This window comes from Streptomyces sp. AM6-12, assembly GCF_044327085.1.
Taxonomy (GTDB): Bacteria; Actinomycetota; Actinomycetes; order Streptomycetales; family Streptomycetaceae; genus Streptomyces.
Map to the genome: position 1 here is coordinate 2,259,186 of NZ_JBIQWN010000001.1, position 13,476 is coordinate 2,272,661.

12 protein-coding genes are annotated in these 13,476 nt (G+C 72.9%); 2 read left to right on the forward strand and 10 right to left on the reverse strand.

Going from position 1 to position 13,476, the window contains the following annotated elements; all coding sequences use genetic code 11:
* Positions 1-15 precede the first annotated feature (15 nt).
* Together ACE4Q9_RS10005 and ACE4Q9_RS10010 are read left to right on the forward strand one after the other, a co-directional pair.
* Positions 16-1,014, forward strand: a complete 999-nt coding sequence (locus tag ACE4Q9_RS10005) for an aldo/keto reductase (RefSeq protein ID WP_397983881.1) — start codon at positions 16-18, stop codon at positions 1,012-1,014.
* A 52-nt stretch (positions 1,015-1,066) separates the two neighbouring features.
* Positions 1,067-2,230, forward strand: a complete 1,164-nt coding sequence (locus ACE4Q9_RS10010) for a PQQ-dependent sugar dehydrogenase (protein ID WP_397983882.1) — start codon at positions 1,067-1,069, stop codon at positions 2,228-2,230.
* Between the two features lie 5 nt (positions 2,231-2,235).
* Here the strand turns inward: ACE4Q9_RS10010 and ACE4Q9_RS10015 are convergent, their stop codons facing one another.
* The 10 genes from ACE4Q9_RS10015 to ACE4Q9_RS10060 form a co-directional block, all read right to left on the reverse strand.
* Positions 2,236-2,454, reverse strand: a complete 219-nt coding sequence (locus tag ACE4Q9_RS10015; RefSeq protein WP_397983883.1) for a DUF6191 domain-containing protein — start codon at positions 2,452-2,454, stop codon at positions 2,236-2,238.
* Between the two features lie 127 nt (positions 2,455-2,581).
* Positions 2,582-3,220, reverse strand: a complete 639-nt coding sequence (locus ACE4Q9_RS10020; RefSeq protein WP_397983884.1) for a hypothetical protein — start codon at positions 3,218-3,220, stop codon at positions 2,582-2,584.
* A 45-nt stretch (positions 3,221-3,265) separates the two neighbouring features.
* Positions 3,266-3,838, reverse strand: coding sequence for a GNAT family N-acetyltransferase (locus tag ACE4Q9_RS10025; protein ID WP_397983885.1), 573 nt, complete (start codon positions 3,836-3,838; stop codon positions 3,266-3,268).
* Complete coding sequence (locus ACE4Q9_RS10030) at positions 3,816-6,071, reverse strand: MMPL family transporter (RefSeq protein WP_397983886.1); 2,256 nt, start codon at positions 6,069-6,071, stop codon at positions 3,816-3,818. Before ACE4Q9_RS10030 ends, ACE4Q9_RS10025 begins: the two co-directional genes overlap by 23 nt.
* 218 nt (positions 6,072-6,289) lie before the next feature.
* Complete coding sequence (gene gatB / locus ACE4Q9_RS10035) at positions 6,290-7,804, reverse strand: Asp-tRNA(Asn)/Glu-tRNA(Gln) amidotransferase subunit GatB (RefSeq protein ID WP_397983887.1); 1,515 nt, start codon at positions 7,802-7,804, stop codon at positions 6,290-6,292.
* 16 nt (positions 7,805-7,820) lie between these two features.
* Positions 7,821-8,060, reverse strand: a complete 240-nt coding sequence (locus tag ACE4Q9_RS10040; RefSeq protein ID WP_053662973.1) for a hypothetical protein — start codon at positions 8,058-8,060, stop codon at positions 7,821-7,823.
* Positions 8,057-9,553, reverse strand: coding sequence for an Asp-tRNA(Asn)/Glu-tRNA(Gln) amidotransferase subunit GatA (gene gatA, locus ACE4Q9_RS10045; RefSeq protein ID WP_397983888.1), 1,497 nt, complete (start codon positions 9,551-9,553; stop codon positions 8,057-8,059). Before gatA ends, ACE4Q9_RS10040 begins: the two co-directional genes overlap by 4 nt.
* A 2-nt stretch (positions 9,554-9,555) precedes the next feature.
* Positions 9,556-9,852: an Asp-tRNA(Asn)/Glu-tRNA(Gln) amidotransferase subunit GatC gene (gene gatC / locus ACE4Q9_RS10050; RefSeq protein ID WP_006130840.1), complete on the reverse strand. Its 297-nt coding sequence runs from the start codon at positions 9,850-9,852 to the stop codon at positions 9,556-9,558.
* 93 nt (positions 9,853-9,945) lie between these two features.
* Positions 9,946-10,440, reverse strand: coding sequence for a cupin domain-containing protein (locus ACE4Q9_RS10055; RefSeq protein WP_397983889.1), 495 nt, complete (start codon positions 10,438-10,440; stop codon positions 9,946-9,948).
* Between the two features lie 478 nt (positions 10,441-10,918).
* Positions 10,919-13,246, reverse strand: a complete 2,328-nt coding sequence (locus tag ACE4Q9_RS10060) for a putative bifunctional diguanylate cyclase/phosphodiesterase (RefSeq protein ID WP_397983890.1) — start codon at positions 13,244-13,246, stop codon at positions 10,919-10,921.
* Between the last annotated feature and the right edge of the window lie 230 nt (positions 13,247-13,476).

Consider the following 13,476-nt stretch of genomic DNA (forward strand, 5'->3'; position numbering starts at 1 on the left):
GAGGTTCCGGAGCAGGTGGAGCGCAGGACGATCGGCGCGGGGGCGCTCGCGGTGGGGGCCGTCGGACTCGGGTGCATGCCGATGAGCTGGGCCTACAGCACCTCGCGGCAACGGGGCGACGAGTCGGTGAGATGCGTGCACCGGGCGCTGGACCTGGGGGCGAGCCTGCTGGACACCGCGGACATGTACGGCCCGTTCACCAACGAGCTGCTGCTCGGGCGGGTGCTCAGGGAGCGGCGGGCGGACGCGTTCGTCTCCACGAAGGTGGGGCTGCTGGTGGGCGAGCAGCACATCGTGGCCAACGGCCGCCCCGGCTATGTGCGACGGGCCTGCGACGCCTCGCTGCGCCGGCTCCAGACGGATGTGATCGACCTCTACCAGCTGCACCGCCCCGACCCCGAGGTGCCGATCGAGGAGACCTGGGGCGCGATGGCCGAGCTGGTGCGGGCCGGGAAGGTGCGGTCGCTGGGCCTGTGCGCGCTGGGCGCGCGCGGCGGACGCCGCTCGGGCGCGGGCCTGTACGACGGCACGCTGCGCCTGTTGCAGCGGGTGCAGCAGGTGTTCCCGGTGGCCGCGGTGCAGGCGGAGCTGTCGGTGTGGTCGCCGGAGGCGCTGCGGACGCTGCTGCCGTGGTGCGAGGCGCGGAGTGTGGGCTTCCTGGCGGCGATGCCGCTGGGCAACGGCTTCCTGACCGGCACGCTCACTCCGGGCGAGGGCTTCGAACCGGACGACGTGCGCGCCCGGCATCCCCGGTTCACCGCCGAGATGATGGCCGCCAACCAGCCGATCGTGGCCGGTCTGCGCCGCGTCGCCCGGCGGCACGGCCCGGAGGTCACCCCGGCGCAGGTGGCACTGGCCTGGGTGCTGTCGCGGGGGCGCCATGTGATCGCGCTGCCGGGCACGAAGCGGGAGCGGTGGGCCGCTCAGAACGCGGCGGCGGCCGGGCTGCGGCTGTCGCCCGCGGATCTGGCGGAGATCGCGCGGTTGCCGGGGGCGCAGGGGTCGTGGGACTGAGGGACCCTTGGGAAGGGAAGACCCCCCGCTGGAACGCCGCCCCGAAGGGATCATGATCGTGCGACGTCGAGCTGTGCCGACCGCGCTGGCCGCGGCCGCCCTCCTGCTGGCGGCGGGCTGCTCGTCCGGCTCTCCGGGCGTGGGCTTTCCGGGGCAGTTGCCCCGTACGGCGCCGCCGAGCACCGCGTCCGCCGCCCCGGCCACGGAGTCGGCGGCGCCGGCCAAGGGCTCGGTACGGGTGCTGCGCACGGTGGCCGAGGGCCTGAAGTCACCGTGGGGGCTGGCCGTGCTGCCGGGTGGCGATCTGCTGGTCTCCTCCCGCGACGACGGGACGATCACCCGCATCGACCCCGGCACGGGCCGTAAAACCGAACTGGGCACGGTCTCCGGGGTCGCCCCGGCGGGCGAGGGCGGCCTGCTGGGCATCGCGCTGTCCCCGCACTTCGCCTCGGACCGCATGATCTACGCCTACTTCACCTCCGCCTCGGACAACCGCATCGTCCGCATGCTGTACGACGACAGGAAACCGGCCGGTGAGCAAGTGGGCGCCCCCGACACGGTGTTCAAGGGCATCCCCAAGGGCCCCATCCACAACGGCGGCCGGATCGCGTTCGGCCCCGACGGCATGCTGTACGCCGGCACCGGTGAAAGCGGCCGGCGCGGGCTCGCCCAGGACCGGAACTCCCTGGGCGGCAAGATCCTGCGGCTGACCCCGGACGGCGAACCGGCCCCCGGCGACCCCTTCCCCGGCTCCCCCGTCTACTCCCTGGGCCACCGCAACGTCCAGGGCCTCGCCTGGGACGACCGACAGCGCCTGTTCGCCTCCGAGTTCGGCCAGGACACCTGGGACGAGCTGAACGCCATCAAGCCCGGCGGCAACTACGGCTGGCCCGACGCCGAGGGCAAGTCCGCGAACCCCCGTTTCCAGAACCCGCTCGCCCAGTGGCACACCGACGACGCCTCCCCCAGCGGCATCGCCTACGTGCACGGCGTCATCTGGATGGCCGCCCTCAAGGGCGAACGCCTGTGGCGCATCCCTCTGCGCGGCACCCGAGCGGCGGCCGCTCCCCAGTCCTTCCTCACCGGCACCTACGGCCGCCTGCGCACGGTCGCCCCGGCCGGTGACGGCAGACTCTGGCTGCTCACGAACAACACGGACGGCCGGGGACATCCGAAGAAGGGGGACGACAGGCTGCTGGAACTGCAGGTGAGCTAGCCGCCCTACGGCTCCCGGGGGTCTCCCTCCGTCCCTTCGGGCTCCGGCTCCGTGGTGGGGGCCGGAGCGGCAAGGCGTATGACCGCCTTGCCGGAGGTGAGGTCTATGGGACCGCGACCGGGATCGCTGTCGCCGACCTCCTCGCGGGTCAGTTCGAGGCGGTTCTGCTCCTCGCGGGTGTGTTTGCGCCCTGGCGCGAACAGTTCACTGAAGGCGTCGAACACGGCTGCTCCCCCTTGCCGGTTGTCCTGGGGCCATCATCTCCCGCACCGCACGCGTAAGGGGCCTCGGGGAACCGCGACGTGTGCACGAGTTCCCCGAGGCCCCTGGGCGTCGTGGTCTACCGCCCGCTCAGCTCGCCGACGGCAAGGCCAGGAGGGCGTCCGAGTACTTCAGGACCGCCAGCAGCAGCCCGATGACGCCGAGTGAGACGCCTGCCCAGGCCACCGACTTGATCCAGGGCGCCTGCGGGCGGCCGGGGGCGCCGAAGGCGGGGCGGGCGAGGACGACCACGCCGGTGATCAGCGCGAGCAGGGCGAAGAAGCCGGCCCACAGCGCGGTGGTGTGCCAGGCGTCGCCGTAGACCGCCTTGATCTGCGTGGCGACGCCCGCCGTGGAGGACGTCCGCAGCTGACCGATGAGCTGCTGGCGGGCGCCCGCGACGGTGCCGACCCAGCCGCCGGTGAGCGAGACCAGGCCCAGCGCGGCGGAGACGACGGCACCGGCGCCCTGGCCGACCCCGGTGGGCGTCTTGGCGTCCGCCGCGTCGTCCGCGTCGGCCGCGTCGTCCTCGGGCTCGTCCACGGGACCGTCCGCCGCGTCCGCCGCCTCCCCGGCGCCCTCGGCGACCGCGCCCTCCGCGCTCGTGCCCGCCGTCTCCGCCTTGACCGCGGTGTCCTGCCCCCCGGTGTCGCCCCCCTGTGTCGTCTCGTCGTCGTGCTGCGCCGCCGTCGTACCGGCCGCGGCGTCTTCCGATGTCTTCGTTGCCATGGCAGCAACCGTACGGATGCCGTCTGAGAGGGCGCTTAATGATCGTCAGTGGGCGTGTTGCGCGTCACCGGAACGGGCCATGCGCCATTCGGGTGCCAGCAGGGACCAGATCTCGGTGCTGGTGCGCTTTCCATGGTGCGGGTAGTTCTCGCGCAGGACACCCTCACGGGTCATGCCGAGCCGCCGGGCCACGTTGATGCTGGGCTGGTTCGCTGTGGAGACGTGCCACTCGACGCGGTGCATGCCGCGCTCCTCGAACGCCCAGTCGAGCAGGACCCGCATGCCGCGCGTGACGAGCCCGCGTCCGGCCGCCGCCGGCTCCAGCCAGCAGCCGGCCTCGCACACCCCGCTCGGCGTGTCCCAGGTGCGGAAGAGGAGGCCACCGACCAGCGTCCCGTCCTGCCGGATGCCGTGCAGCGCGCCGGCGTCGGCGGCGCGCTTGTCGGCGTACGACCGCAGATAGGCGCGGGCTCCGTCCAGGTCGGCCACCACCTCCGGCAGTCCGACGTGCTGCCCGATGAACGCGCGTCCCCGGTCGATATGGGCCAGCAGTTCCTCGGCGTGCCAGACCTCCAGCGGGCGCAGTTCTGCGCCGTCACCCAGGGATATCGCGTACATGATGCTGTGCTTCCTCCTGCCGTCCGTCCGGTCGGTCGCGGCCGATCCGGTCGGCCGGGACCCGTGCGAGCCTCTCATGCGCGGCGCGGCACTCCGGCGGCTCGATGCTGATGCGCGGCAGCCTGCGCTCCAGCCAGCCGGGCAGCCACCAGTTGGCCGCGCCGAGCAGATGCATCAGGGCGGGCACCAGCAGGGTGCGCAGCACGAAGGCGTCCAGGGCGACGGCGGCGGCCAGCGCGATGCCGAACATGGCGATCACGCGGTCGCCGCTGAGCACGAAGGCCAGGAAGACCGAGATCATGATCACGGCCGCGGAGTTGATCACCCGGCTGGTCTCGGCGAGGCCCACCCGGACGGCGCGCCGGTTGTCGCCGGTCGCCAGCCATTCCTCGTACATCCGGCTGACCAGGAAGACCTGGTAGTCCATGGAGAGCCCGAAGAGGACGGAGACCATGATCACGGGCAGGAAGGGCTCGATGGGGCCCGCGCGGCCGAGACCGAGCGGTTCGCTGCCCCAGCCCCACTGGAAGACGGCGACGACGACGCCGAACGCGGCGGCCACGGCGGCGATGTTCATCACGGCGGCCTTGAGCGGGATGCCGAGCGAGCGGAAGGCGACGAGCAGCAGCAGGCAGCCGAGCCCGATGACGGTGCCGACGAACAGCGGGAGTTTTCCGACGATCACATCGGCGAAGTCGTCGTAGCTGGCGGTCACCCCGCCGACCTGGATGTCGAGGGAGGTGCCCTGTTCCGCGCGGGGCAGCACGCTCTCGCGCAGCCGGTCCACCAGGGCGCTGGTGGCCTTCGACTGGGGCGCGGAGTCGGGCACGACGGTGAGGTAGGCGGTCTCGCCACCGGTGGCGTAGGCGGCCGGGGTGGCGGAGGCGACACCGGGGGTGGCGCGCAGGGTGGAGTCGAGGCGGTCCAGGGCGAGCCGGTCGGCGGCGCCGTCCACGCGGGTGACGAGAGTCAGCGGCCCGTTGACGCCGGGGCCGAAGCCGTCGGCGAGCAGGTCGTACGCCTTGCGGGTGGTGGAGGTGCGGGGGTCGTTGCCCTGGTCGGAGGTGCCGAGGTGGAGCGAGAGGGTGGGCAGGGCGAGCAGCGCGATCACGGCGACGGCGAGCGCGCCGAGCAGTTTGGGGCGCCGTTCCACCAGCGCGGACCAGCGGGCGGCGAGGCCGGTGGGCACCTCGGGGCGCGGCCCGTGCTCGGCGAGCCGGCGCCGTTCGCGGCGGCTCAGGGCGCGCGGTCCGATGTACGACAGCAGGGCGGGCAGCAGGGTGACCGAGGCGGCGACGGTGAGGAGCACGGTGAGGCTCGCGGCCACAGCGACGCCGTTGAGGAAGCTCAGCCGCAGGATCAGCATGCCCAGCAGGGCGATGCACACGGTCGCGCCCGCGAAGACGACGGCGCGTCCGGTGGTCGTCACGGCGCTGACGGCGGCCTCGGTGGCGTCCAGGCCGCGTTTGAGTCCGCGCCGGTGCCTGGTGACGATGAACAGCGCGTAGTCGATGCCGACGCCGAGGCCGACGAGCATGCCGAGCATGGGCGCGAAGTCGGCCACCGTCATGGCGTGGCCGAGCAGTCCGATGCCGGCGTGCGCGGTGCCCACCCCGATCAGGGCGGTGGCGATCGGCAGCAGGGATGCGGCGAGCGAGCCGAAGGCGAGGAAGAGGACGACGGCGGCGACGAGGACGCCAACCACCTCGGCGGTGCGGTCGTCCGGCGTCTCGGTGAGCCCGATGGCGCTGCCGCCCAGCTCCACCTGGAGTCCGTCGCCCCCGGCGGCCTTGGCGGCGCCCACGACGGCCTGGGCCTCCTTCTTGCCGATGTCCTCGGCCTGCTGCGCGAAGGTGATGGTGGCGTAGGCGGTGCGGCCGTCGGCGCTGATCTGCCGGGCGCCCTGAGCGCCGTACGGCCCGTCCACGGAGGCGACGCCGGGCAGTTCGGCGATCCGGTCGAGGGCGCCGGTCATGCTCTGTTCGACGTCGGCGGCGCGGACGGTGCCCTCGGTGGTGTGCCAGACGACGGTGTCGCTGTCGCCGCCGAGGCCGGGGAAACCCGCCTGGAGCAGCTGGGCTGCGCGGCCGGACTCGGTGCCGGGGACCGCGTAGTCGTTCGAGTACGCCGTGCCGGCGACGGAGGCGGCCGCGGTGACCCCGCCGAAGGCGCACAACCACAGCAGGACGGCGATCAGTCGGTGCCGGACGCACCAGCGCGCGAGGGCTGCCACGGACGTGCTCCCAGGATGGTTTGTGGATCTTTGACCGGGAACGATCGTCCATAGACGGAACAGCCCGCAAAGAACGCATGAGCAATCACTGGACACTCTTGCAGGCAAAAGTGATCGTTTGCCGCGTTCGTGGGCTTACTCACAGCGGGAGCGGACGACACCGGGAAACGCCGAGGGGGACGCGCCGGTGCGGCGCGTCCCCCTCGGGTGACGGTGGCTCAGCCCTCGCTGACGCCGAGCTTCTCCAGGATCAGCTCCTTGACGCGGGCCGCGTCGGCCTGGCCGCGGGTGGCCTTCATGACCGCGCCGACCAGGGCGCCGGCCGCGGCCACCTTGCCACCGCGGATCTTGTCCGCGATGCCGGGGTTGCCGGCGATGGCCTCGTCCACGGCGGTGCCGAGCGCCGAGTCGTCGGAGACGACCTTCAGGCCGCGCTTGTCGACGACCTCGTCCGGGGTGCCCTCGCCCGCGAGGACGCCCTCGATGACCTGGCGGGCCAGCTTGTCGTTCAGATCACCCTTCGCGACCAGCTCGGTGACGCGGGCCACCTGCTGCGGGGTGATCGGCAGCTCGTCCAGGGAGGTGCCGGACTCGTTGGCGCTGCGCGCCAGCTCGCCCATCCACCACTTGCGGGCGGACGCCGCGTCGGCCCCGGCCTCGATGGTGGCGACGATCGGGTCCAGCGCGCCGGCGTTCAGGATCGCCTGCATCTCGGTGGCGGAGATCCCCCACTCGGCGAGCAGCCGGGTGCGGCGCACCAGCGGCAGCTCGGGCAGCGCCGCGCGGATCTCCTCGACCCACTCGCGCGAGGGCGCGACGGGGACCAGGTCGGGCTCCGGGAAGTACCGGTAGTCCTCGGCCTCCTCCTTCACGCGGCCCGAGGTCGTGGACCCGGTGTCCTCGTGGAAGTGGCGGGTCTCCTGGACGATGGTGCCGCCGGAGGAGAGCACGGCCGCGTGCCGCATGATCTCGAAGCGGGCCGCGCGCTCCACCGAGCGCAGGGAGTTGACGTTCTTCGTCTCCGAGCGCGTGCCGAACTTGTCGGCGCCCTTGGGCATCAGCGACAGGTTGACGTCGCAGCGCATCTGGCCCATCTCCATGCGGGCCTCGGACACGCCGAGGGCACGGATGACCTCGCGCAGCTCACGGACGTACGCCTTGGCCACCTCGGGGGCGCGCTCGCCGGCGCCCACGATCGGCTTGGTGACGATCTCGATGAGCGGGATGCCGGCGCGGTTGTAGTCCAGCAGGGAGTGGGACGCGCCGTGGATCCGGCCGGTGGCGCCGCCGACGTGCGTCGACTTGCCGGTGTCCTCCTCCATGTGGGCGCGCTCGATCTCCACGCGGAAGGTCTCGCCGTCCTCCAGCTGTACGTCGAGGTAGCCGTCGAAGGCGATCGGCTCGTCGTACTGGGAGGTCTGGAAGTTCTTCGGCATGTCCGGATAGAAGTAGTTCTTCCGGGCGAAGCGGCACCATTCGGCGATCGAGCAGTTCAGCGCGAGGCCGATCCTGACGGCCGACTCGACGCCGGTCGCGTTGACGACCGGGAGCGCGCCGGGCATGCCGAGGCAGACGGGGCAGGTCTGCGAGTTGGGCTCGGCGCCCAGCTCCGTGGAGCACCCGCAGAACATCTTGGTCTTGGTGCCGAGTTCGACATGGACCTCAAGGCCCATGACGGGGTCGTACGACGCCAGCGCGTCCTCGTACGACACCAGGTCGGTCGTGGTGGTCACGGTGAAAACTTCCCTCTCAGCCCAGCAGGACGTCGTCGTCGCCCAGCCGCTTCAGCTCGCGGTAGAGGATCGCGAGGCCGGTGACGATCGCGACGGCGGAGACCGTGGCGTCGATCAGCCGCAGCGTGTCGTGCTCGGCGCGGGCCTTCTTGATCTGCTTGGTGACACCGATCGCGCCGAACGCGGTGGTGGCCATGGACAGGTACGTACCGGACTTGGACTTCTTGAAGTCCTTGGCCTTGGACAGCTTGCTCACAGCGACGGAGCCTCCTCAAGCAGCGGGTGTCCCCACTTTTCCACGAAGGCGGCCTCGACGGCGGCGCCCACCTTGTACAGGCGATCGTCCCGCATCGCCGGGGCGATGATCTGAAGACCCACCGGGAGGTTGTCCTCCGGGGCGAGACCGCAGGGCAGGGACATGGCCGCGTTGCCCGCCAGGTTGGTCGGGATGGTGCACAGGTCCGCGAGGTACATCGCCATCGGGTCGTCGGCGCGCTCGCCGATCGCGAAGGCGGTGGTCGGGGTCGTCGGGGAGACGATCACGTCGACCTGCTCGAACGCCTTCTCGAAGTCCCGCGTGATGAGGGTGCGGACCTTCTGCGCGGAGCCGTAGTAGGCGTCGTAGTAACCGCTCGACAGTGCGTACGTGCCGAGCATGATGCGGCGCTTGACCTCGGGACCGAAGCCGGCCTCGCGGGTCAGGGAGGTGACCTCCTCGGCCGAGTGCGTGCCGTCGTCGCCGGTCCGCAGGCCGTAGCGCAGGCCGTCGAAGCGGGCGAGGTTGGAGGAGCACTCGGACGGCGCGATCAGGTAGTACGCCGACAGCGCGAGGTCGAAGGACGGGCAGTCCAGCTCGACGATCTCGGCGCCCAGCTCCTTCAGCAGCTCGACGGACTCGTCGAAGCGCTGGATGACGCCGGCCTGGTAGCCCTCGCCGCGGAACTGCCTGACGACACCGACGCGCATGCCCGCCACGCTGCCGTTGCGGGCGGCCTCGACCACCGGCGGGACCGGGGCGTCGATGGAGGTGGAGTCCATCGGGTCGTGGCCCGCGATGACCTCGTGCAGCAGGGCCGCGTCCAGGACCGTGCGGGCGCAGGGGCCGCCCTGGTCGAGGGAGGAGGAGAAGGCGACCATGCCGTAGCGGGAGACCGCGCCGTAGGTCGGCTTCACGCCGACGGTGCCGGTGACGGCGGCCGGCTGGCGGATGGAGCCGCCGGTGTCGGTGCCGATGGCGAGCGGCGCCTCGTAGGAGGCGAGCGCGGCGGAGGAGCCGCCGCCGGAGCCGCCGGGGATCTTGGTGAGGTCCCAGGGGTTGCCGGTCGGGCCGTAGGCGCTGTTCTCGGTGGAGGACCCCATGGCGAACTCGTCCATGTTGGTCTTGCCGAGGATGACGACGTCGGCGTCCTTGAGGCGCTTGGTGAGCGTCGCGTCGTACGGCGGGATCCAGCCCTGGAGGATCTTCGAGCCGACGGTCGTGGGCACGCCCTCGGTGGTGAAGATGTCCTTGAGCGCGAGCGGGACGCCGGCCAGCGGGCCGAGCTTCTCGCCGCGGGCCCGCTTCTCGTCCACTGCGCGGGCCTGGGCGAGGGCGCCCTCGCGGTCGACGTGCAGGAAGGCGTGCACCTTCTCGTCGACGGCCTCGATGCGGGCGAGGTGGGCCTCGGTGACCGCGACGGCCGTCAGCTCGCCGGAGGCGATCTTCTCGGCGATCTGCGCGGCCGTGAGCTTGATGATGTTGTCCGTCATGGTCACTCCTCCCCCAGGATCTGCGGCACCTTGAAACGCTGCTGTTCCTGGGCGGGGGCGCCGGAGAGCGCCTGCTCGGGGGTGAGCGAGGGACGGACCTCGTCCGCGCGCATGACGTTCGTCAGCGGGAGCGGGTGCGAGGTCGGCGGTACGTCTTGGTCGGCGACCTCGCTGACGCGGGCGACCGCGCCGATGATGTCGTCGAGCTGGCCGGCGAAGTGGTCGAGTTCTTCGGGCTTCAGCTCCAGACGCGCCAGCCGGGCGAGGTGGGCGACCTCCTCGCGCGTGATGCCAGGCATGCAGCGATCCTCTGGGTGAGTGTGTGTGGTTTGGAGCCAATCCTATGGGGCGGGGTGGCCCGGCCGTTAAACGGTTTCCCCGCAGGCGCTCGCTCAGCGGTGCCGACCGTCCCAGGCGGCGCTCTCCAGGAAGTGATTGTCGTACCGCTCCTGTACCTCCAGCAGGCTCTCCGGGGTGAGCTCGCCGAGGCGGATGCGCTGGAGGTGGCGGAAGTACTCGAAGCGCTCGACGCCCGGCGCGATGACGACCAGGAGGTCGGCGGTGGCGCCGGGGGCCGCGGCGAAGGCGTGCGGACGGTCCGGTGGTACGACGATCAGATCGCCGCGCTCGGCGGTGACCACGTCCTCGCCGGAGAGCACCTCGGCGGCGCCGTCCAGCAGGTAGAACATCTCGGCGGAGCGGTGGTGCACATGCGGGCGGGCACCGTCGGCGCCCGCCGCGAGCGTGACGCGCACCGTGGACAGGGCGCCGCCGGTGGCACTGCTGTCCGCCAGCAGCCGTACGGCGACGGGGTCGTCGCCGACCACCTCGGCCCCGGCCTCCCGCACCAGCGCGGTGTCCTCGAACCTCGGTACGAACAGCGACATGCCCATCTCCCCACGATGCGATCCGGTCAGGCCGCGAACAGGACCGCGGCGCAGACGAGGACAACCACCGCGGTGGCGAAATGCATCCCGAACGCGACGGCCTTCCGTCCGCCGTGCCGCTGGCGGACCGGTTCGCGAGAGGGGGGCCGACGGGAGAGTAGGGGGGCGCGGGGGGCGTACGCCACCGGGCGCCGGCGCGCTCGCGGGGGCGCGGGGGACTGACGCGGGGAACTGAGGGGTACGCACCGGGTGCCGGCACGCTTGCGGAGGCGCGCCGGGAACCGCGTCCGCGCGCGGGGGCGCCGGGAACTGCGCGACCGGCCGCGACGCGCCCGCGGGCGGACGATCCGCGGCACCGCTCGACGCCCGCACGGTTCACGCCACCGCCCGACGCCCACACGGTTCGCGGCACCGCTCGGCCGCTGCCCCGGTCGCAGCCGGCGACGAGCGGCTGTGACCGGCGCGTTCACCGCAGGGCCTAGGCGGACGGCTTGCGGCCCCCCGTCGTCGCCGGAGGCGGGCCGCTCGCGTCCGGGACCGAGACCTCGCCCTCGGGCAGCGGGCGGCGCGTGGGTGAGCCGACGCTGGTCTGGCGGAAGCGCAGCCATGCCGTCGTCTCCTCCGGCGGCATCGCCGCGGCCACCAGCCATCCCTGCACCGCGTCGCAGCCCAGGTCCCGCAGCCGCTCCCAGGTCTCGTCGTCCTCCACGCCCTCCGCGACCACGAGCAGCCCCAGGGAGTGCGCGAGGTCGAGGGTGCAGCGCACGATCTCCGCGTCCTCGGCGTCCACCGCGAGGCGGGCCACGAAGGAGCGGTCGATCTTCAGCTCGCTGACCGGCAGCCGCCGCAGGTGCACCAGGGAGGAGTACCCGGTGCCGAAGTCGTCCAGGGACATCTTCACGCCGTGCCCGGTCAGCGCCGCGAGGGTGTCGGCGGCCCGCTGCGGGTCCTCCAGCAGGACGTGCTCGGTGATCTCCAGCTGCAACGCGCCCGCCGGCACCCCGTGCCGGGCCAGCCGCGCGGCGACCGAACCCGCGAAGCCGGGCGTGTGCACATCGCGGGGCGAGACGTTGACCGCGACCGGCACCCGGATGCCCTGCGCCCGCCAGCGGGCGACCTGGGCGAGGGCGGTCTCCAGGACGTACTCGGTGAGATGGGGCATCAGCCCGGAGGACTCGGCGATCGCGATGAACTCGTCCGGCGGTACCTTCCCGCGCTCCGGGTGCACCCACCGCACCAGCGCCTCCAGACCGGCCACCTGGCCGTCGAAGCGCACCTTGGGCTGGTAGTGCAGCTGCACCTCGTGGGCATCCAGCGCCCGGCGCAGATCGCCGAGCAGCCCGAGCCGGTCCGGGGTGTTGGAGTCCCGCTTGGACTCGTAGACCTCGACGCCCGTACGGTCCCGCTTCGCCTGGTACATGGCCACGTCGGCCCGCCGCAGCAGCCCCTCCGCGTCCATCGCGTGGTCCGGGAAGACGGCGACCCCGGCGCTCGCCTCCAGGACGAGGGTGAGGCCGTCCAGGTCGAGCGGGGAGCTGAGGGCGGTCACCAGGCCGCGGGCGACCCGCATCGCCGACGTGATGGAGTCGGCGGCGGGCAGTAAGACCGCGAACTCGTCGCCGCCGAGCCGGGCCGCCTCCGCGCCGCGCGGCAGGGCGAGCCGCAGCCGCTCGGCGATCTGCAACAGCAGCCGGTCACCGGCGAGATGGCCGAGGGTGTCATTGACCGAACGGAAGCGGTCGAGGTCGATCAGCATCAGCGCGGAACGGGCGCCCGCGCGGTCGGCGTCGTCCAGCGCCGTCCAGATCCGCTCCTGGAGCCACTGCCGGTTGGGCAGTCCGGTCAGCGGATCGCGCAGCTGCTCCTCGGCGCGGGCGCGGGCCATCCACAGAGCCGAGTCGAGGGCGATGAGGGGGATGGCGAACAGCGGCAGCAGCACCGGCTGGGCCTCCGCGACCACGCAGAGCAGCGGCGCGATGCCGAGCAGCGCCACGGCCACCAGTCCCTGCCGGACCAGGGCGGGCCGGGGGATGCTCGGCAGGCCGTGCTCGCCCGGCGCGGTCAGGTACCACAGCAGGCCCCGGCCGACGGCGAGATAGGCGACGGCGGCCAGCGCGACCTCGGGCACGGTGGCGAGGCTCCAGCTCTGCGCCCGCCAGGGCTGCTCCACGCTGGGCACCCGGCCCAGCGCGCCGAGCAGCAGGGCGGCCACGACGATGCCGAGGATGTCCGTCGCGCCGTGCAGCACGCCCTGGCGCCAGCGGTGCCGGCGGGCGATGCCGACCAGGACGACGACGGTCAGGCTGACCATGCCGGCGGGCACCCAGCCGTAGAGCAGCAGCACGGCGAGGGTGAGCGCGGCGCCCGAGCCGGTGCCGCCCCACCAGCGGGCGCGGCCCAGCATGACGAGGTGCCCGACGATGATCCCGGTGAGCAGGGCCAGCGACCAGCCGAGGGTGCCGCACGGGAAGAGGGCGTGGCCGCCGTCGAAGGCGCGGACGAAGCCGGCGGCCAGGACGAGCGCGGCGGCCGCCGTGACGGCCGCGGGCAGCGCGGGCCAGGGGCCCTGCCGGCCGGGCTCCTGCCCGGCGCCGAGGCTGGTGCCCGCGCCCGCCAGGCTGGGCGCGGGTTCGATGGCGAGGGGGACGCGGGTGCCCGGCGCGCCGGCGGGGCCGGCCATGGCCGGGTGGACGCGCGGGCCGGTACGGCCGCCACCGCGTCCGGGCCGCAGGATCTCCCGCCAGGCGAGCGCGCGGCGGCGCAGGCGCAGCCGTGAGTCCGGGGCGACGCTCTCGGTCGGTTCCATTCCCGTCCCTCTCACAGCCGGCGGTGCCCACGCCGCGCGGCCCGATGTCCGACACCATCGACGGCTCCGCACTGAAGAAACCCTCGCCGCGCCCGCGGCGGGCAGGGAAATGCCCCCGTCCGCCGCCGGGCACGGCAGGTGCACAACTCAACACTAGGCCGCGTGGGGCTTCCACGGGCACCGGTCGTCGGCGGTTGCCCGAATGCGCCCGGCGCCACCCGTATGCAACT

Coding starts and splice junctions, on each gene's coding strand:
- ACE4Q9_RS10055 (WP_397983889.1), bottom strand. CDS start 10,440: ATGTCGCTGTTCGTACCGAGGTTCGAGGACACCGCGCTGGTGCGGGAG.
- ACE4Q9_RS10020 (WP_397983884.1), bottom strand. CDS start 3,220: ATGGCAACGAAGACATCGGAAGACGCCGCGGCCGGTACGACGGCGGCG.
- ACE4Q9_RS10060 (WP_397983890.1), bottom strand. CDS start 13,246: ATGGAACCGACCGAGAGCGTCGCCCCGGACTCACGGCTGCGCCTGCGC.
- ACE4Q9_RS10025 (WP_397983885.1), bottom strand. CDS start 3,838: ATGTACGCGATATCCCTGGGTGACGGCGCAGAACTGCGCCCGCTGGAG.
- gatC (WP_006130840.1), bottom strand. CDS start 9,852: ATGCCTGGCATCACGCGCGAGGAGGTCGCCCACCTCGCCCGGCTGGCG.
- gatA (WP_397983888.1), bottom strand. CDS start 9,553: ATGACGGACAACATCATCAAGCTCACGGCCGCGCAGATCGCCGAGAAG.
- ACE4Q9_RS10010 (WP_397983882.1), top strand. CDS start 1,067: ATGATCGTGCGACGTCGAGCTGTGCCGACCGCGCTGGCCGCGGCCGCC.